This window comes from Streptomyces sp. SBT349 (genome assembly GCF_001083795.1).
In the GTDB taxonomy this organism is placed as follows: Bacteria; Actinomycetota; Actinomycetes; order Streptomycetales; family Streptomycetaceae; genus Streptomyces.
This window is the reverse complement of record NZ_LAVK01000149.1, coordinates 1-17,324: the sequence shown is the minus strand read 5'-3', so window position 1 is coordinate 17,324 and position 17,324 is coordinate 1. Positions and strand designations below refer to the sequence as shown.

Here is a 17,324-nt window from a genome sequence, read left to right as displayed (position 1 = left end):
ACCCCCACCGGCCCCGGGGATGCGGACCCCCCACGCGGTTGGAGAGGCTTTGGGCGGGAGCCGCGTTGGGGCGAGAGATCGGGGGCCCTTACGCTGGCCAGCGGATCGGGCCCCTGGGCCCCACCGCGTTTTCCCCGATCGGGCCCCCGATCTTGGAGGCTCGCCCCAACGTGGCTGCGTAAAGCCTCGGAAACCGCCCCAGCCACGAACGGCCAAGCCGGCCGCAGGCCAGCACTTGACCTCAACCACGGTTCAACTCCGAGGATCGGAGTCATGGACAACGACACGACGAACGACTTCGTGACCACCACCCTGTGGCAGGTGCCGGGGCGGGCCGACCAGCGGGCCGCGGCGGACGCCGCCATGGCGCGGTGGAGGGTGGGGCCCTGGCCGGAGGGGTGCCTCTCGGTCACAGCGCTGCTGAGCACCGACGGCGGGCTCGTCCTCTTCTCGGCGCGCTGGAGGGACCTGGCCTCCGCCGACGCCCCCTGGGAAGGAGCCCTCGCCGAGGCGCGCGCGGTGGCGGAGGTGGAGCCGCTGGAGACGCTGAAGGCCCGCCCCGCCGAGGCGTTCGCCTGGCGGGAGGAGGAGAGGGAACGGCCGGAGGAGGGCCCGTTCCCCGGCTGCACGGTCTACATCGTCATCGGCACGGCAGGACCCGCCGAGCAGGCGCAGGTGGCCGAGACCATCGCGGGCCATGTCGCGGGCACCCCGAACCCGGCGGGCATCGGCGGGCAGCTGCTGTTCACCCTGGACGGGACCCGGGTGATCAACTGGGCGGAGTGGACCAGCGAGGAGGCGCACCGCGAGGCCGTGGGCGCCCCGGCGCTGGGCGGCGCGCGCGGGATCTTCGACGGGATGGAGGGGATCGAGGGGCTGCGCATGAACCGCTTCCAGCGCTACCGGGCCCTCAGGCCGCGGCCCGCGGAGACCCCGGCCGCCGGGGACGGCAGGGGCGGCGCCACGCCCGCGCCGTGACGGTGGCGGCGGTGGCGAGGAAGGCGGCGCCGGCGGCCGGGTAGAGCGCGCAGAGCGCCATCTCGCCGAGGGACTGGTCGAGTTCGGGGCGGCCGGCGTCGTGCGGGACGGCCCACAGGGCGAACGAGCAGAACAGCAGCCCCGCGGCCACCGCCCCCGCCGTCCACCCCGCGTGGTGGCGCCGCTCCGCCTCGACCGCGAGGAGCAGCACGAGCGGAACGGCCCAGACCCAGTGGTGCGACCAGGAGAACGGGCTGACGAGCAGTGCGGTGACCCCGCAGGTCACGGCGGCCCAGGCGGGCCCGTGGGGCAGCCGCTCCCCGGCGAGCAGCGCGGCGACGGCCGTGGCGAGGCCCACGCAGACGGCCGCGGCGGCCACCAGCAGCCACCAGGAGGGCGGCTCCCCCGTGGACAGGGCGCGCGCGACGACGCCGCGGACGTTCTGGTTGGCCGCGCTCTCGGCCTCGCCCGCCCGGTCGCCCGAGTCGAAGATGACCTCGGTCCAGAACCGCAGCGAGTCGCGCGGCACCGCGGCGGCGGCCAGGGCGACCGTTCCGGCGAAGGCGCCGGTGGCCACGGCCGCGCGCCGCAGGTGGACGTTCCCGGCGGGAACGCCGTGGCGCAGCCGGCGGGCGCCGAGGACGGCCCCGGCCACCGCGAGGCAGACGACGAAGAGGGCGGGCGTGAGCTTGATCCCCGCGGCGATGCCCGTCCCGGCGCCGGCCCAGCGGTGGCCGGGGCGCCGGGTCAGGTCCCAGAGCACGAGCACGGCGATCAGGAGGTTGATCTGGCCGTAGCGCAGCGTGGTCCACACCGGCTCGCACCAGACGGCGAGGGCGGCGACGGCGCAGGTCGCCCGCGGGGAGGCGCGGCCGGTGAGGCGCAGGGAGAGGTGGACGAGCGCGACGAGCAGGGCGAGGTTGGCCAGGGTGGCGGCCACGCGCATGGCGTCCACGCTCGGCCAGGTCAGGGGTATGAAGAGCAGCGCGGCGAACGGCGGGTAGGTGGCGGGCAGTTCGTGCTTCGTGGCGCGCATCGCGTAGAGGTCGCCGCCGGTGCGGACCGTCCAGCCCTCGGCGCGGTAGACGTCGAGGTCGAGCAGCGTGACGCCGGCCGCGCGCTGGGCGAGGAGGAAGGCGGCGAACGACGCGAGGCACCCGGCCACCGCGGCGGCGCGGGTGCGCCACCACCGGACGGGGGCGGCCCCCGGCCCCCCGGTGCCGCGGGACGGGCTGGGGGACTCGGCGACGGCCGGGCTGCTGGTCATGTCCGCGAACGCTAGGTTCGCGGGCCGCTCGCCGTCGTCCCGACCGGGGGCGATCTCCCGGGGTCCGTCGCGGGAGGGACCCCGTCCTCCTCACGGACCACACGGGCCGGGATCCCCGGCGGCTCCCGGCCCCGTTCCGGCGGGTCAGCCGCGGGCGGCCAGGACGATCTCCGCCATCGACGCCTCCCAGAGACGGACGGCCGCCTCCGGGTCCACCGCGTGGTCGGCGACCCCGGCCCTGGCCTCGGGGGTGTGGCGGCGGGCCTCGTTGCAGTCCTCGAAGTACCGGCCGCCGACGCCCTCGATGGGGGGCCAGGTCGCCAGCATCACGGAGGTGGCGGCGCCCTGCTGCGGGGACTTGAAGTGGTAGCCGCCGCGCGAGACCGCCTCGTTCACCTCCTCCTCGCTCAGGTGGCGGGTCAGCTCCGTCTCCATGACCGCGCCCGGGTGCGCCGCGTTGACCGTGATGCCGTCGCCCGACCAGCGCCGGTTGGCCTCGACGGCGAACAGCACGACCGCCGTCTTGGACTGGCCGTAGGCCACCGCCGGGTCGTAGGGGCGCTCGCGGAAGTGGATGTCGTCGAAGTCGATCCCGCTGCTCAGGTGCCCGACCGAGGTGACCCCGACGACCCGGGCCCGGTCCGCCTCGGCCAGCGCCCCGTGCAGCCCGGTGGCGAGCGCGAAGTGGCCCAGGTGGTTGGTGGCGAACTGGAGTTCCCAGCCCTCCGGCGTGCGCCGCTCGGGTGTCATCATCACGCCCGCGTTGTTGACCAGCATGTGCAGCGGACCCGCCCAGGTGGCGGTGAAGTCGGCCACCGACGCCTGGTCGGAGAGGTCGAGCGGCGCGACGTGCACCCGTTCGTTGCCCGTCGTCGCCCTGATGTCCTCGGCGACGCGCTCCCCCTCCCCGGTGTTCCGCACCGCGAGCGTCACCTCCGCGCCCGCCCCGGCCAGGGCGCGGGCGGTCTCGACGCCGATGCCCGACGTCGCGCCGGTCACGACGGCGCGGCGGCCGGTGAGGTCGAGGTGCGCCACGACCTCACCGGCGGTGGACTCGGCGTCGAACGGCGTGGTGACGAGCGTCCGCTCCTCGGTCATGGGCTGCCTCTTTCCTGTCCGCGTGGCCCGCAGCGGGCCCGGTATGTGCCAGTACGGACCTTATGGGCAGCCCTCGGGAAATCAGTTCATCGGACAGTCGGGCGGCGGTAGTGTCGTCGCCGTGAGGTGATCTCCGCCGCGGCGGCCCCAGCGCCGCCGCACATGCGAAGCCGACAGCATCCGCGGCCGTTCCCCGGCCCCGGACGATTCCGCATGGAGCGACTCACCATGACGCACACCACCGCCACGGCGGCCTTCGAGACCTTCGTCGCGCGGGCGGAGGCGGACCCCGCCCTCGCCGGGCTGATCCTCTACGGCTCCCGCGCCTACCCGGGGATGCCCACCGCCCACTCCGACCACGACGTCATCGCCGTCCTCCGCGACGGCGTCCCCTCGCCGCTCACCGAGCTGCACGGCCTGCGCACGCCGCGGCTGGACGTCGTGGTGATGACGCTCGCCGAGTTCCGCCGGCGCGGGACGGCGCAGGACCCCGACGACTGGGCGCGTTACACCTATGTGCGCGCCAGGCTCCTGGCCGACCGCCTCGGCGGGGAGCTCGGCGAGATCCTGGACCGGAAGCGGACGCTCGCGCCCGACGAGGCGCGCGCCGCGCTCGACCGGTACCTCGACGCGTACGCCAACCAGCTCTACCGGTCCCTCAAGAACCACCGCGACGGCCGCCCCGGCGCCGGTCACCTCGACGCCGCCGCCAGCGTGCCGTTCGCCCTCCAGGTGCTCTTCGCGCTGCACGGGAGGGTCACGCCCTACGCCAAGTACCTGGCCTGGGAGCTGGAGTCCGAGCCCCTGAGCGAACGCGCCTGGCACGCCGACCGGTTGCTGCCCGTCCTCGAACGCGTCCTGGCCGACGGCGACCCGGCCATGCAGCGTTCCCTCTTCGGCGGCATCGAACGGGCCGCCCGCCGGGCCGGTCACGCGGCGGTGCTCGACGCCTGGGGCGCGGACCTGGAGCTGATGCGCGGCACCCCCGCCACCGGCTGAACGCCACCGGCCCGGCCCGGCCACCACCGCGGAAGGGCCCGCCTCAGCGGGCCCTTCGCCTGGTCCGGTGGCCGACGCTGGCCAGGGCTATCCCCACATAGCGCCGGGCCAGCGCCTCCGGGGTCAACGGGCCTTCCGGGCGGTACCAGTCGGCCACGGACACGCACATGGTCAGCACGGCCCGCCCGGCGTCCACGGGGTAGGCGGTGGTGAAGTCCCCCAGATCCGCGCCGTCCTGGACGGCACGGTGCAGCATGGCCTTCAACTCGTCGCGTTCCGCGGCGTACCGGGCCAGGTTCTCCGGCTCCAGGCTGCGCGCCTCGGCGTCGAGGGCGGCCAGCGGCGCCCGGTGGGCCGCGTACAGGACGAGGCACTCCACCAGCGCCGAGAACCGTGCGACGGGCTCGGGGCCCGCGCCCTCGACGGCCGAACGGCAGCGCCCCAGCGCCGCCCGCAGCGAGCCGGTGAGCAACTCGGCGAGCAGCGCCTGCTTGTTGCGGTGGTGGTAGTAGAGAGTGGGCACCGTGACCCCGACCCGGCGCGCTATCACCCGCACGCTGGTGCCGTGGTAGCCCTGCTCGCCGAACGCGGCCAGCGCGGCGGCCAGTATGGGCGGCAGTTCGAGGGGCTCATAGGTCCGCCAGTCCGTATGCCCGTCGGCGCGCAGCGCCGCTACCGGTTCCGCCATGGCCGTGACCCCGTTCTCGTTGCCCCGGGTTGGGAGCGCCCCCGTCGAGAGTGCGCCCCGGTGGAGGGTGCCCGGCGGCGAGTCTAGCGAGCGTTCGTTATCCGATGGCTGCCAAGAACGCATTGACGTGCCAACTCGCCAACTCTAGGTTGACCTAGCGATCGCTAGAACGACGCGGCCGAGGGCGATGCCCATCCCTGTCTCCGGCCGTCGTACAACGCCGTGCGCCTGCACTCAGGAGACACCCATGCGCAAAAGCACCTGGATTCTGTCAGGAACGGCCGCCGTGCTGGTGGCCGCGTCGGCCGTGACCCGGCTCGTGGTCTTCCCGGCCGTGCACCAGGTTCCCGACGACACGGACAGCACGTTCGAGTACACCGGCGCGGCCTCGTTGCTGAACGCGGCCGCCCTGGAGTCGGGCGACCTGGCCAACGCCTTCCTCACCGACGTGCCGATCACCCTCGACCGGCGCGTCCAGGTCGTGGAGACCGACGGCAGCACGGCCGTGGTGAGCGACGACGTGGTGGTCGCCGGGCAGGACGGCACGGAGCTGTCGACGACCAGCCACCGCTGGTCCGTCGACCGCGTCGACCTGGAGGACCGCCCGGCCCCCGACGGCTCGGAGGCCGAGGAGCACCAGGGTCTGGTGATCTCCTGGCCGCTGGAGCCCGAGGAGCGCGACTACACGCTCTGGGACTCGACGACCGCCACCGAGGCGCCCGCGGTCTACGACAGGACCGAGGAACTCGAAGGCCGCGACGCCTACGTGTTCACCATCGACCACGCCGGCCCCCTCGCCGACCCGGCGATCCTGGAGGGCCTGCCCACGGCGCTGCCGAGGGACGTCATCGCGGGCATCGCCGAGACCCTGCCCGCGGAGGCGCGCCCCGACCCGGCCGCCCTGGGCGCGCTGCCCGACCCGGTGCCGCTGTCCTACGCGTCGACCTCCCAGCGCGTGGCCTGGGTCGACTCCGAGACCGGCACGGTCCTCGACGGCACCCTGGAGCAGACGATCGTCGCCCAGACCGAGGGCCCCGAAGGGCCCGTGACCCTCGCCCCGGTCAACACCATGGCGGTGGAGGGCACCGACGAGGGCATCCAGGAGCGGGCCGACGACGCGGAGTCGGCGGCGACCATGCTGTGGCTGGTCCGCATGGCCGTGCCGCTCGGCCTGCTGGTGGTCGCGGTCCTGCTGGTGGCGCTGGCCTTCTGGCGCGAGCTCGCGGGCCGCAGGGCCTCCGGCTCGGGCCCCGGCAACGCCGCGGGCGACCCCGCCGCCACCCCCGAGGGCAGCCCCGCCGTGTGACCAGGCCGCCGGAGTTCCGGCGGCCCAGGACCCGGACGCGAATCAGAACCAGGACCCGGACCCGAATCACCTCGGGCCGGGTCCCGGTCGTTCCCGGCACGGCGGATCGATGTCCGCGAGGGCTTGGCGCGTGACGTGGTCACGCCCATATGATCCCGGGATGGCATTTTTCAAGCGCGGCAAGGCGAGCGGCGAGGCAACCGGCAAGGCGAGCGGGCTGCTGCTCGTGACCGACCGCGGCGTCAAGCACGTGAGGACAGCGTCCTTCGGGATGGATCTCGTACAGGAGGTGGCCCGTCTGCTCGGCTCGGAGCACATACGATCCACCAAGCTCGGCGACGACCTGACCCTGTGGCACGCCGAGGAGAGCCCTGGCCGGGCCCGACCGGGCGGGCCCAACTCGGCGGCGAGCGCGCTCGCCGCCGAGTACGGCTCACCCGCGGTCACCGGCCCCGCCGTCATCACCGGCCCGGTCCTGTACGGCAGCCCCTACCCCCTGGACCCCGACGAGGTCACCCGGACCGCGACCCGCCTGCGCGGCTAGCGGACGGGCCTCGACCGCCGGTCAGGCCGGGCGGATGGCGCTGTGCCAGGGCATCACGTCGATGGACTCGTACTTCACCACGTCGCCCGGCTTCGGGGCGTGGATCATCATGCCGTCGCCTATGTAGAGGCCGACGTGGCTGACGTCGGCGTAGAAGAAGACCAGGTCGCCCGGTCGCAGCGCGTCGCGTGAGACCTGGGTGCCGAAGTCCACCTGGTCGAAGGTGACCCGGGGGATCTCCACGCCCGCCTCGCGCCACGCGGCCTGCGTCAGCCCGGAGCAGTCGAACGAGTTGGGGCCCGTGGCACCCCAGACGTAGGGCTTGCCCAACTGCGCCTCGGCGAAGGCGATCGCGGCGTCGGCCTGGCTGGTGCTCCCGCCCTCGTCGGCGGGCGGGGGCGCCTCCGGCTGCCCCTCCTCCTGCGCCTCGCGCTCCGCCTGCTCGCGCGCCTCACGCTCGGCGCGTTCCTGCTCCTCGCGCTCCAGGCGCGCCTGTTCGGCGCGGCGCTCCGCCTCCTCGCGCTCCAGGCGCTCCAGTTCGTCGAGCTCGGCCTGCTCCTCGGCCGACATCTCGTCGAGCAGCTCCCTCGCCTTGGAGAGCTTGTCCTGGACCTCCTGCTTCTCGGCCTCCAACTCCGCTTCGCGGTCCTGGAGTTCGTTCAGCTCGTCCGTCGCCCGGTCCCGCTGCTCGTCCGCCGCGGCCTGGCGGTCGGTGAAGTCGGTGACGGCCTGCTGCTGCGCGTCGCCGAGGCGGTCGAGGGCGTGGCGGGTGTCGAAGAAGCTGCGGAAGTCCTCGGCGAGGAGCAGCGACGCCGTGTCCGGCAGTCCGCCGCCGCCCGCGCGGTACTGGGCCGCGGCATAGGTGCCGAGCGTGCGGCGCGCCTCGTTCACCTGGTCGCTGGCGGCGGCGGCCTCCTCCATCGCGGCGTCGGCCCGGTCCCGCTGCTCCGCGGTCGCCTCTTCGGCGGCGTTGTAGTGCTGGGTGGCCGAACCGGCCTGCTGGTAGAGGGCGTCGACCTGCTCCTGGACCTCAAGTGCCCGCTCGCGGGCCTCGGTGGCGCGGTCGCGCTGCTCCTCTATCTCCGGCGTGTCCTCGTCGTCCGCGACGGCGTTCGAGCCGCCGAGCAACGTCGCCGAGGCGAGGGCCACGGCACCGACTCCGACGGCGCCGCGCCGGGCGACCGGCGATTCGAGAATGCCGACGCGCGGCTTGCGATGGGAGCCCAAGGCCGTGTCCTTCCTTCTGGTGTACACCACCTGGCGCTGCACGCTAGCCACTCGAAGGGGGTCTTGTGAAGGCCGATGTGCGATCCGTGCGAGATCAATTCGTGACCATGGGCGGGGGTACAGAACGGGAAAACAGGGAAGTGCCCGCCGATTCCCCCCGGCGCGCGACCCGCCCCCCGAACCGCGGGGACGCGCCGCGCGCCGGGCGGTGCGCCCTACATGTCCGGGATCTCGGGGACCTCCGGGATCTCGGGGGCCTCGGGGATCTCCACGTCCGGGATCTCCGGGATGTCGGGGATCTCCGGCAGGTCGCCCGTCACCTGCTCGTAGCTCTCCTCGGTGCCGTCCGACCAGGTGACGGTGAGCGCTCCGCCCTCCGCGACGGCGGTGCCCTCGCTGAACGGGCTGTCGAGCGGCTCGCAGACGAGGTCGAGCGCCCCCTCGTTGACCGTCCCCGAGCACACCGAGCCCACGCCGGCCTCGGACGCGTTCTCCACGAACGTGGCCTGGCCGCCGGTGATCATCATCACGTTGCCGGTGGTGCCGTCGGTGGTGATCCAGTTGCCTTCGAGGTCGGCGTCGGACGGACCACCGCCGGTGTCACCACCCGTGTCACCGCCGCCCTCTTCCTGCTCCTGCCCCCCGTCGGCGCCGCCCTGCTCCTGGGACGCGTCGTCGGCGTTCTCCTCGCTGTCGTCGCCGCCGCAGCCGCCGACCAGCAACGTCGCCGCCGCAACCGCGGGCAGTGCGAGCCGTATTGACCTACGCATGGCTTCCCCTCGTCGTGTGTCGTGCCAAGAGCACCCTATGGGCCCGCGCGGGGGATCGGCGCCCGCTCCACACGACCTTCGCGCCCAACGCCCCGAACGCAAACGCAGAGCCCCGGTCACCTGGTGGGGTGACCGGGGCTCGACGCGCCGAGGGCGGGGGTCAGTTGCCGAAAGCCGGGTTCAGGAAGCCGATCACGTTGACGCTGTTGCCGCAGAGGTTGATCGGCACGTGCACCGGGATCTGGATCACATTGCCGGACAGGACGCCGGGCGAACCCACCGCCGCCGCCTCGGCGTGCGAATCGCCGATGTTGACGCAGCCGCGGGGGGCGGAGTGCCCCCGGTCGTCCTTGCCATCCCTGCCGTCCTTGCCGTCCTCGCCGTCCGCCGCGGCGGTTCCGGCGCCGACACCGGCCAGCGTGACGCTCAGGCCCGCGGCCAGAAGGAATGTCCTGGTCTTGTTCATGCTCCGATTCATGCTCGGAACGTCCCAGCCCCCGCCCGCGAAACCCCCATCCAAACCGCCCATTCACCTGCCCGGCGCCAGAATCAGGCACCAATGGCCCAACGCCCCCGCGAGCTCACGCCTCCGCCCGCTCGCCGCCGCTCCCCCGCCGCGCCGCGTCCAGCAGCGCGTCCAGGGCCCGCTGCCTGCCCTGGAGTTCCTCGATGGCCGCGGCCACCCTGCCCCGCTCCCGCCGGAGGTGGCCGACCATGCCGGGACAGGCCGACGGCACGAGCCGTTCGCCCTCCTCGCGCACGCACTCCAGCACCAGCGCGATGACGGCGGTCGGCAGCCCGGCGCCCAGCAGCGCGCGGATGCGCCGCACCGCCTCCACGTGCGCCGGGGCGTACACGCGGTAGCCATTGGCCAGCCGCGCCGGGCGGAGGAGGCCCTGCTCCTCGTAGTACCGCAGCAGCCGCCGGCTCACCCCCGTCTCGCGGGCCAGGTCCCCGATCCGCATCCGCCACACACCCTTCGTTCCCCTGCGCTCTCTTGACCTTCACACCAGTGTCACCCCATAACGTCCACTCAGGACTCGGAGAGCGGGAGGCGGAACCATGCCGGGAGCGTTCGTCATCGGAGCGGGGCCGGGACTCGGCGGGGCGATAGCCCGCAGGTTCGCGCGCGCGCACATGCCGGTGGCCCTGGTGGCCCGCACGGCGGGAACGGTGGCGGCGGTGGCCGCCGGCCTCGCCCCCTCGGGCGTCCCGGTGGCCGCCCTGACCGCCGACTGCGCCGACGAGAGCGCCCTGCGCGCCGCCCTCGACGCGGCGGTGGTCGAACTGGGCCCACCGGACGTGGTGGTCTACAACGCCGCGGTCGTCCGGCCCGACGCGCCGGGCGACCTGTCCGCCCGCGCCCAGCTCGACGCCTGGGCGGTGAACGTCGTCGGGGCGCTCACCACCGCCACCCACATCGCGCCGCTCATGGCCGCACGCGGCGGCGGCTCGTTCCTCGTCACCGGCGGCATGCCCGTTCCCAAGGCGGCCTATGTCAGCCTCTCCCTCGGCAAGGCCGGGCTGCGGACGCTGGTGGACCTCCTCGCGGAACGCTACGGGCCGCTCGGCGTCCACGTGGCCTCCGTGACCGTGGACGGCCCGATCGCCCCCGCCACCGCGTTCGACCCGGACATGATCGCCGAGCACTACTGGACCCTGCACACCCAGCCCAGGCACCGTTGGCACCGCGACATCCTCCACACCGCGGAGAGCGCGGCGCGTGCCACCTTCGCCAGCTCGGCCCCCTGCCTCAGACAGCCGCTCCGAGGGCGAACGGGTCGTCGGTGACGGCGGTGCGGACCTGGTGGAGCGCGTCGCGAAGGGCGCCGGGCGCGTCCCGCAGCGCCTCGCCACGCCGGGCGACGGCGGCCAGCAGATCCAGAGTGACCGCCGAAGTGGTTTCGGCGACGACGCGAGCGAGCGCGACGGCTTCTTCCTCGGCGTCACGCCACGCCCGGACCTGGATAAGGCAGGCCAACAGGCGGACCGCGGCGATGTTGTGGTACCCGACCGGCGTCTCCGTGCGCCGGGTGGCCCGTTGCAAAACTGGGATGGCGGCCCGCAACTCGCCGCTCTCGTGGAGGACCCGCCCCTGCTGCCGGTCGATCTCCGTGCCGGTGATCCACCAGGCCCACGCGGGCGCGCTGTCCGGCGCCGCGTCCTGGAGCAGCGAACGGGCCCGGTCGAAGGAACGGGCCGCCTCCGCGCCACGTCCCGCCGCCGCGAGCCCCTGAGCCTCCCGCGCCCGGAACATCGCCTCAATGCGTGGCGACAGCCGCCCCCGCTCGACCACAGCGCGCGCGATGGCCAGTTCCTCCCCGCCACGCCCCGACCACCCGGCCAGCATGCCCATGTTCTGCATGATCAACAGCTCGATGGACCGGTCACCGGACAGCACGGCGAGAGACAACGCCTCGGCGTTGAACCTACGGGCGGCGCCGAATCGCTTCGCGTTGAACAGCGCCCAGCCCCCGATCTCCGCCAGTTCCGCCGCCGCGGACCGGATGTCCCGCTCGTACCGGGCGTCGAAATCCCCCTCGCCCAGCCGCCGGTACACCGCCTTGAAGGCACGCGCCGCCATCTCGGCCACGGGGGCCGGGCTCGGCTCGTTGTCCAGAGCCACCAGACCCCGGGACATCTCCCGGATGGCGCACGCGTAGTCGTCCCCCCGAGCGCGGAGAAGGGCCCCGGCCCCACGTCCGGCCAAGGACCGGGCGACACCGTCCCGTTCGGGAACCGGCCTCGGAAGCTCCACGCCCACCCACCCCCGGTCAGCGCCGGCCCGTCCCCTCCCGGAGGGGGCTCAGGTCCACAGCGTCGCGATGAAGATGTTCGCCACGGTCAAGGCACCCACCGCACCGAACAGCGGTGCGGGGACGCCCTCTTCGTCGTCCCGGCGGATGTAGACCAGGACGAGGATCACCAGCAGGACCGCCAGCTTGACGGCGATCTTGACGTTGTCGACCTCCTGGTCGTCGGCCTGGTTCAGCCCGACCAGGGCCAGACCCGTCACCAGCATCGTGAGCGCGCCGTGCAGCATGCCCGGCGTCATGCGGGCCTCGCCCGCGCCCATCGCCTTCATCTGGGCGAAGAAGCCGCCGAGCAACGCGGCGATGCCCACGATGTGCAGCGCGAGGAAGATGTTGATCAGGACATCCATGAGGGCAGAGTCTACGGGTGAGTTGAACGGGTGAGCCGAACTGAGCGCGTTCGCAGGCGTCTGAGGTCTTGACGGGGTCCTGCCATCCGCACACGATGCTCTGGGAGCGCTCCCACGCTCAACGGTCCCACCGCCCATGTCCCAGACTCCTGAAGGATTGAGCCGTGACCCCACGTCCTTCCCACGCCCCCCACGCGTCCGGCCCGCCACCACGCGGCCGGCGCCTCATGGGCGCCGCCCTCGCCGCCGGGCTCACCGTCGGCGCCCTCACCCTCACCCCCGCCGCCACCGCCTCCCCCTCCGCGGCGCAGACCAACCTGATCGTCAACGGCGACTTCGCCGCGGGCACCGAGCCGTGGTGGTCGACGCCGAACGCCCCGTTCGCGGTCGTGGACGGCCGCCTGTGCGCGGAGGTCGAGGGCGGAACGGTCAACCCGTGGGATGCCATCGTCGGGCAGGACGGCATCCCGCTGACGGCCGGCGAGTCCTACGAGCTGAGCTTCACCGCCACCGCCTCCGCGCCGCTCACCGTGCGCACCAACGTCCAGCAGGCCGTCGACCCCTGGCTGACCGAGCACTCCTCGGCGGACCCGGTCTCGGACACCGCGGAGCCGATCACCCACGTCTTCACCGCGAGCGCCGACCACGAGGCCGCGCAGCTCGCGTTCCAGGTGGGCGGCGGCGACGACGCGGTGACCTTCTGCCTGGACGACGTCTCGCTGACCGGCGGCGCCGAACCGCCCGTCTACGAGCCGGACACCGGCTCCCCGGTCCGTGTCAACCAGGTCGGCTACCTCACCGAGGGCCCCAAGGAGGGCACCTTCGTGACGGAGGGGACCGAGGCGCTGCCGTGGACCCTCAACGACGCCGCGGGCACCGAGGTGGCGAGCGGCACGACCTCGCCCGCCGGTGTGGACCCGATCTCGGCGGAGAACGTTCACACGTTCGCGTTCAGCGAGGTGGAGGCCGAGGGCGAGGGCTACACGGTCACCATCGACGGCGAGACGAGCGAGCCGTTCTCGATCGGCGGTGACCTGTACGACTCGCTGCGCGGCGACGCGCTGGCGTACTTCTACCACAACCGCAGCGGCATCGAGATCGACCCCGAGCTGGTCGGCGAGGAGTACGCGCGGCCCGCCGGGCACGTCAACGTCGCGCCCAACCAGGGCGACGACGGCGTCACCTGCTGGGCGGCCGACCCCTGCGACTACACGCTGGACGCGGCGGGCGGCTGGTACGACGCGGGCGACCACGGCAAGTACGTGGTCAACGGCGGTATCGCCGCGGCGCAGTTGCTCTCCAACTACGAGCGCACGCTGACCGCCGAGGGTGCGGACGGCGACGCGCTGGGCGACGGCGCGCTGGCCGTTCCCGAGCAGGGCAACGGCGTTCCCGACATCCTGGACGAGGCGCGCTGGCAGCTGGACTTCCTGACCTCGATGCAGGTCCCGGCGGGCGAGGAGCTCGCGGGCATGGCCCACCACAAGCTGCACGACGCGGCGTGGACCGGCCTGCCGCTGCTGCCGCACGAGGACACGCAGCCGCGTGAACTGCACCCGCCGTCCACCGCGGCCACGCTGAACGTCGCGGCCGCCGCCGCCCAGGGCGCCCGGCTGTTCGAGGAGTTCGACGCGGACTACGCCGCGACGCTGCTGGCCTCGGCCACCACGGCGTACGAGGCCGCGCTGGCCAACCCGGACCTCCTCGCCGACCCGGCCGACGGCACGGGCGGCGGCGCCTACAGCGACAACGACGTGACGGACGAGTTCTACTGGGCCGCCGCCGAGCTGTACCTGACCACGGGCGAGGACGCGTACCTCCAGGACGTGGTGGGCTCCGAGCTGCACAACGACGCCGAGGCGGTCTTCCCGCCCGGCGGCTTCAGCTGGGGTTCGACCGCGGCGCTCGGCGCGTTGAGCCTGGCGACCGTCGAGGGCGGCCTGACCGACGCGCAGCTCGCCGACGTCCGTTCCACGCTCACGGAGGCCGCCGACGCGGTCCTCGCCACGGTGGGCACGGGCGCCTACGGCGTGCCGCTGCCCGAGGACGCCTACGTCTGGGGCTCCAACAGCCAGGTCATGAACAACATGATCGTCCTGGCCACCGCGCACGACCTGACCGGCGAGGCGGCCTACCGCGACGGCGTGCTGTCCGGGCTGAACTACCTGATGGGCCTCAACCCGCTCAACCTGTCCTACGTCACCGGCTACGGCGAGCGCCACGCGCAGAACCAGCACCACCGGCACTGGGCGAACCAGCTCGACGCCACACTGCCCAACCCGCCCGCGGGTTCGGTGGCCGGCGGCCCCAACGCCAACCTGGAGGACCCCATCGCCGAGGAGCTGCTCACCGGCTGCGCCCCGGCGATGTGCTACGTCGACCACATCGAGTCGTACGCGACCAACGAGGTGACGATCAACTGGAACGCGCCGCTGGCGTGGCTCGCCTCCTACGCGGACGACCTCGGCGCCGGCTCAGGCAGCGACCCGGGGAACGAGGAGCCCCCGGTCTGCGCGGTCTCCTACGACTCCAACCGCTGGGGAAGCGGGTTCACCTCGGCGGTGAGCATCACCAACACCGGTGAGGCGCCGATCAGCCCCTGGGAGCTGACCTGGTCGTTCGGCGACAACCAGCGGATCACGAACGCGTGGAACGCCACGGTCACCCAGAGCGGCCGGGACGTGACCGCGCGTCCGGTGAACTGGAACGGCACGGTCGCGCCCGGCGGCTCGGTGAGCTTCGGCTTCCAGGGCACGTCGTCCGGCACCGTGGCCGACCCGGCGGCGTTCTCCCTCAACGGCGGGACCTGCGCCGCGGGGTGATCCACCCCCCGCACGGCCGCTCCGCCCCCCGCCCTTCGGGCGGGACGGCCCCCGCCGGGCCCGTCGACCACCGGTCGACGGGCCCGGCCTCCGTTCGGGGAGCGGGCCGCCTACGCTGGGGTGCATGCCTGTCGCACGGACGAGGAAGCCGAAGAAGGGCGCCAAGGGCGGAGCAAGGGGCGGGAGCGGCGGAAGCCGTCCCACCTCCCGGGGCCCGGCCGGGGCCACCGACGCGCCCGGCGCGGGACGCCGCCGCCTGGCCGCCGGGCTGCTCGCCGCGTTCCTCGTCTGCGCGCTCGCCATCGGCGGCCTCGCCTCGCTCGCGGGCGGCGACGCGGAGAGCGCGGGCGGCACGAGTGACGGCACCGGGGGCTCGGTGGAGCCGCTGCCGGAGGACCACCCGGCCCTTGAGCTGGCTCGGCGCGACGCCGGGGACCCGCTGGCCCTGGGCGAGGCCGACGCCCCCGTGGTCATGATCGAGTACGTGGACTTCCAGGACGCGTTCAGCGGCATCCACGCCCGCGAGACGCACGACGCGCTGGTGGCGGAGTACGTGGAACGAGGCGTGCTGCGGATCGAGTTCCGCAACTACCCGATCAACGGGCCCGAGTCCGACGCCGCGGCCCGGGCCGCGTGGGCGGCGGGACAGCAGGGACGTTTCTGGGAGTTCTACGCGGCGGCGCTCGGCGAGGAGTTCCACCGCGACAGCGGCCGGTTCGAGGACGAGGGCGCGCGGGCGCTGGCCGAGCAGGCGGGGGTGGAGGACCTGGAGCGGTTCGCCGCCGACACGGAGTCGGAGGAGGCGGGCGAGGCCGTGGGCCGCGACGCCGACGAGGCGTTCGACCTGGGGGTCACCAGCACTCCGTCGTTCTTGATCAACGGCCAGGCGGTCCAGGGCGCGCAGCCCGTCGAGGACTTCCGCGAGCTGATCGACCAGCTGTACGAGGCGGCCCCTTAGTCGCGGAAGCGACACGTTCGATCACTCCGCGCCACGATCCGGCCGGGCAAACGGTCAACTCCCTGCCGGATGCGGGCGATTGGCACCAATCCCGGTCGGATGGCCATGGAGGGTACCTCCGCCGGTCTAGCGTCCTCCTCCATGGCCAAGCATCGGAAGAACCGCCTGTGGCGCCGGACGCACCGAAAACCCATCCCCGTCGCCCTCCGCGCCGCCGCGACCCTCACCCTGGCGGGCGCCGCCTCGGCCACCGTTCTGGACAGCTCCGCGCTCGCCGAGCCCGAGCCGAGCCTCACCGAGGTCGAGCAGCGTGTGGACGCGCTGCACGGTGAGGCCGAGGAGGCGACCGAGGCGTTCAACGCCGCCACCGAGGCCGCCCAGCGGGCCGAACGCGACCTCGACGCGTTGCGCGACCGGGCCTCCCGCCACACCGCCGAGCTCAACGAGGCCCGCGACGCGATCGGCTCCCAGGCCGGGGCCGAGTACCGCACCGGCGGCCTCCCCGCCTCGCTCCACCTGGCCCTGTCCGCCGACCCCGAGGACTTCCTGCGCCGTGCCGACGTGGTCGACCGCAGCGACGCCCACCAGGCCAGGATCGTGCGGGACATCGAGCAGCGGGCACGCGAGATCGAACGGCTCCGCGACGAGGCGGCCGACCGCGCCGTCGAACTGACGGAGGCCAGGGAGGACGCCGACGACCAGCGCGAGGTGGTCGAGGACCGGCTCGCGGAGGCCGAGGACCTGCTGGCCACCCGCACGGCCGAGGAACGCGAACGGCTCCTCGGCGAGGACGCCACCGCCGTCGCCACCCGCGCGGGGAGCGGCGACCACCACGACGTGGCCCCCTCGGCGCGCGCGGCCTCGGCGGTCGGGTTCGCCTTCGCGCAGCTCGGCAAGCCGTACGGCTGGGGCGCCACGGGCCCCGACGCGTTCGACTGCTCGGGACTCACCCAGGCGGCCTGGCTCGCGGGCGGCGTCTCGCTCCCCCGCACCAGCTACAGCCAGGTCTCCGCCGGAACCCGCGTCTCCCGCGACGAGCTGGCTCCGGGCGACCTGGTGTTCTACTACTCAGGGATCAGCCACGTGGGCATCTACGTCGGCGGCGGCCAGATCATCCACGCCTCCCGCCCCGGCACCCCGGTCCGCCTGGCCCCGGTCGACTCGATGCCCCTGACCGCCGCCACCCGCCCGGCGTAGGCCGGCTTGGCCGTTCGTGGCTGGGGCGGTTTCCGAGGCTTTACGCAGCCACGTTGGGGCGAGCCTCCAAGATCGGGGGCCCGATCGGGGAAAACGCGGTGGGGCCCAGGGGCCCGATCCGCCGGCCAGCGTAAGGGCCCCCGATCTCTCGCCCCAACGCAGCTCCCGCCCAAAGCCTCTCCAACCGCGTGGGGGGCTCGGTCCCTGCGGGCCACGGGGGGCGACGCCCTCCCGGCCCGGGGGGTCGGGCCCCCTTTTGGTTGTTCAGCGCACTTGGTGCTGGTGGAGCGCGCGGACCAGTCACGCG

General features: G+C 73.8%; 17 protein-coding genes. 8 read left to right on the top strand and 9 right to left on the bottom strand.

All coding sequences use genetic code 11. The annotated features are described in order from the left end of the window. Positions 1-273 precede the first annotated feature (273 nt). Positions 274-978: a hypothetical protein gene (locus ADY01_RS19225; protein ID WP_049574834.1), complete on the top strand. Its 705-nt coding sequence runs from the start codon at positions 274-276 to the stop codon at positions 976-978. On the opposite strand, the gene ADY01_RS19220 is transcribed toward ADY01_RS19225, so the two are convergent. Together ADY01_RS19220 and ADY01_RS19215 are read right to left on the bottom strand one after the other, a co-directional pair. Further along, positions 911-2,245 carry a glycosyltransferase 87 family protein gene (locus tag ADY01_RS19220; protein ID WP_049574831.1) on the bottom strand — a complete coding sequence of 445 codons (1,335 nt, stop codon included), beginning with the start codon at positions 2,243-2,245 and terminating at the stop codon, positions 911-913. The genes ADY01_RS19225 and ADY01_RS19220 overlap by 68 nt on opposite strands. Positions 2,246-2,389: 144 nt before the next feature. Further along, positions 2,390-3,343, bottom strand: a complete 954-nt coding sequence (locus ADY01_RS19215) for an SDR family NAD(P)-dependent oxidoreductase (protein ID WP_049574828.1) — start codon at positions 3,341-3,343, stop codon at positions 2,390-2,392. A 228-nt stretch (positions 3,344-3,571) separates the two neighbouring features. On the opposite strand from ADY01_RS19215, the gene ADY01_RS19210 reads away from it, so the two are divergent. Beyond that, complete coding sequence (locus ADY01_RS19210; protein WP_049574842.1) at positions 3,572-4,342, top strand: hypothetical protein; 771 nt, start codon at positions 3,572-3,574, stop codon at positions 4,340-4,342. A gap of 43 nt (positions 4,343-4,385) precedes the next feature. On the opposite strand, the gene ADY01_RS19205 is transcribed toward ADY01_RS19210, so the two are convergent. After that, positions 4,386-5,030, bottom strand: coding sequence for a TetR/AcrR family transcriptional regulator (locus ADY01_RS19205; protein WP_049574824.1), 645 nt, complete (start codon positions 5,028-5,030; stop codon positions 4,386-4,388). Between the two features lie 247 nt (positions 5,031-5,277). Between ADY01_RS19205 and ADY01_RS19200 the strand changes: the two genes are divergently transcribed. Together ADY01_RS19200 and ADY01_RS19195 are read left to right on the top strand one after the other, a co-directional pair. Next, on the top strand, positions 5,278-6,336 hold the full coding sequence (locus ADY01_RS19200) for a porin PorA family protein (RefSeq protein WP_063784280.1): 1,059 nt from the start codon (positions 5,278-5,280) through the stop codon (positions 6,334-6,336). Positions 6,337-6,496: 160 nt separating this feature from the next. Continuing rightward, positions 6,497-6,880: a hypothetical protein gene (locus ADY01_RS19195; protein WP_049574819.1), complete on the top strand. Its 384-nt coding sequence runs from the start codon at positions 6,497-6,499 to the stop codon at positions 6,878-6,880. Positions 6,881-6,901: 21 nt separating this feature from the next. Here ADY01_RS19195 and ADY01_RS19190 read toward each other — a convergent pair whose 3' ends face one another. The 4 genes from ADY01_RS19190 to ADY01_RS19175 all read right to left on the bottom strand — a co-directional run bounded on the left by ADY01_RS19190 (position 6,902) and on the right by ADY01_RS19175 (position 9,842). After that, a complete protein-coding gene (locus ADY01_RS19190; RefSeq protein ID WP_324613106.1) occupies positions 6,902-8,137 on the bottom strand; it encodes an NlpC/P60 family protein in 1,236 nt (411 codons plus the stop codon). Between the two features lie 185 nt (positions 8,138-8,322). Next, on the bottom strand, positions 8,323-8,877 hold the full coding sequence (locus ADY01_RS19185) for a hypothetical protein (protein WP_159001286.1): 555 nt from the start codon (positions 8,875-8,877) through the stop codon (positions 8,323-8,325). A 160-nt stretch (positions 8,878-9,037) separates the two neighbouring features. Further along, positions 9,038-9,343: a chaplin gene (locus ADY01_RS41585; RefSeq protein ID WP_049574813.1), complete on the bottom strand. Its 306-nt coding sequence runs from the start codon at positions 9,341-9,343 to the stop codon at positions 9,038-9,040. 115 nt (positions 9,344-9,458) lie between these two features. Next, positions 9,459-9,842, bottom strand: coding sequence for a MerR family transcriptional regulator (locus ADY01_RS19175; RefSeq protein ID WP_049574809.1), 384 nt, complete (start codon positions 9,840-9,842; stop codon positions 9,459-9,461). Positions 9,843-9,939: 97 nt separating this feature from the next. Between ADY01_RS19175 and ADY01_RS19170 the strand changes: the two genes are divergently transcribed. After that, positions 9,940-10,668 (top strand): SDR family NAD(P)-dependent oxidoreductase, encoded by a 729-nt coding sequence (locus ADY01_RS19170; protein ID WP_063784279.1) that lies wholly within the window; start codon positions 9,940-9,942, stop codon positions 10,666-10,668. Here the strand turns inward: ADY01_RS19170 and ADY01_RS19165 are convergent. Together ADY01_RS19165 and ADY01_RS19160 are read right to left on the bottom strand one after the other, a co-directional pair. After that, complete coding sequence (locus tag ADY01_RS19165) at positions 10,631-11,518, bottom strand: hypothetical protein (protein ID WP_049574838.1); 888 nt, start codon at positions 11,516-11,518, stop codon at positions 10,631-10,633. The two genes, ADY01_RS19170 and ADY01_RS19165, sit on opposite strands and share 38 nt — an antisense overlap. Before the next feature lie 165 nt (positions 11,519-11,683). Beyond that, positions 11,684-12,040, bottom strand: coding sequence for a membrane protein (locus ADY01_RS19160; protein WP_049574806.1), 357 nt, complete (start codon positions 12,038-12,040; stop codon positions 11,684-11,686). A 227-nt stretch (positions 12,041-12,267) separates the two neighbouring features. Between ADY01_RS19160 and ADY01_RS19155 the strand changes: the two genes are divergently transcribed. From ADY01_RS19155 to ADY01_RS19145, 3 genes are all read left to right on the top strand, one after another. Further along, positions 12,268-14,862 (top strand): glycoside hydrolase family 9 protein, encoded by a 2,595-nt coding sequence (locus tag ADY01_RS19155; RefSeq protein WP_049574797.1) that lies wholly within the window; start codon positions 12,268-12,270, stop codon positions 14,860-14,862. 124 nt (positions 14,863-14,986) lie between these two features. Beyond that, a complete protein-coding gene (locus ADY01_RS19150) occupies positions 14,987-15,820 on the top strand; it encodes a DsbA family protein (RefSeq protein WP_078900419.1) in 834 nt (277 codons plus the stop codon). Positions 15,821-15,961: 141 nt separating this feature from the next. After that, the gene (locus ADY01_RS19145; RefSeq protein ID WP_049574794.1) at positions 15,962-17,017 is read left to right on the top strand and encodes a C40 family peptidase; all 1,056 of its coding nucleotides are present in this window, start codon (positions 15,962-15,964) and stop codon (positions 17,015-17,017) included. Positions 17,018-17,324: the final 307 nt, after the last annotated feature.

Bases quoted from the DNA above. Each gene is read 5' to 3' on its own strand.
- ADY01_RS19225 (WP_049574834.1), top strand. From the start codon at position 274: ATGGACAACGACACGACGAACGACTTCGTGACCACCACCCTGTGGCAG.
- ADY01_RS19220 (WP_049574831.1), bottom strand. From the start codon at position 2,245: ATGACCAGCAGCCCGGCCGTCGCCGAGTCCCCCAGCCCGTCCCGCGGC.
- ADY01_RS19215 (WP_049574828.1), bottom strand. From the start codon at position 3,343: ATGACCGAGGAGCGGACGCTCGTCACCACGCCGTTCGACGCCGAGTCC.
- ADY01_RS19210 (WP_049574842.1), top strand. From the start codon at position 3,572: ATGACGCACACCACCGCCACGGCGGCCTTCGAGACCTTCGTCGCGCGG.
- ADY01_RS19205 (WP_049574824.1), bottom strand. From the start codon at position 5,030: ATGGCGGAACCGGTAGCGGCGCTGCGCGCCGACGGGCATACGGACTGG.
- ADY01_RS19200 (WP_063784280.1), top strand. From the start codon at position 5,278: ATGCGCAAAAGCACCTGGATTCTGTCAGGAACGGCCGCCGTGCTGGTG.
- ADY01_RS19195 (WP_049574819.1), top strand. From the start codon at position 6,497: ATGGCATTTTTCAAGCGCGGCAAGGCGAGCGGCGAGGCAACCGGCAAG.
- ADY01_RS19185 (WP_159001286.1), bottom strand. From the start codon at position 8,877: ATGCGTAGGTCAATACGGCTCGCACTGCCCGCGGTTGCGGCGGCGACG.
- ADY01_RS41585 (WP_049574813.1), bottom strand. From the start codon at position 9,343: ATGAACAAGACCAGGACATTCCTTCTGGCCGCGGGCCTGAGCGTCACG.
- ADY01_RS19175 (WP_049574809.1), bottom strand. From the start codon at position 9,842: ATGCGGATCGGGGACCTGGCCCGCGAGACGGGGGTGAGCCGGCGGCTG.
- ADY01_RS19170 (WP_063784279.1), top strand. From the start codon at position 9,940: ATGCCGGGAGCGTTCGTCATCGGAGCGGGGCCGGGACTCGGCGGGGCG.
- ADY01_RS19165 (WP_049574838.1), bottom strand. From the start codon at position 11,518: ATGTCCCGGGGTCTGGTGGCTCTGGACAACGAGCCGAGCCCGGCCCCC.
- ADY01_RS19160 (WP_049574806.1), bottom strand. From the start codon at position 12,040: ATGGATGTCCTGATCAACATCTTCCTCGCGCTGCACATCGTGGGCATC.
- ADY01_RS19155 (WP_049574797.1), top strand. From the start codon at position 12,268: ATGGGCGCCGCCCTCGCCGCCGGGCTCACCGTCGGCGCCCTCACCCTC.
- ADY01_RS19150 (WP_078900419.1), top strand. From the start codon at position 14,987: ATGCCTGTCGCACGGACGAGGAAGCCGAAGAAGGGCGCCAAGGGCGGA.
- ADY01_RS19145 (WP_049574794.1), top strand. From the start codon at position 15,962: ATGGCCAAGCATCGGAAGAACCGCCTGTGGCGCCGGACGCACCGAAAA.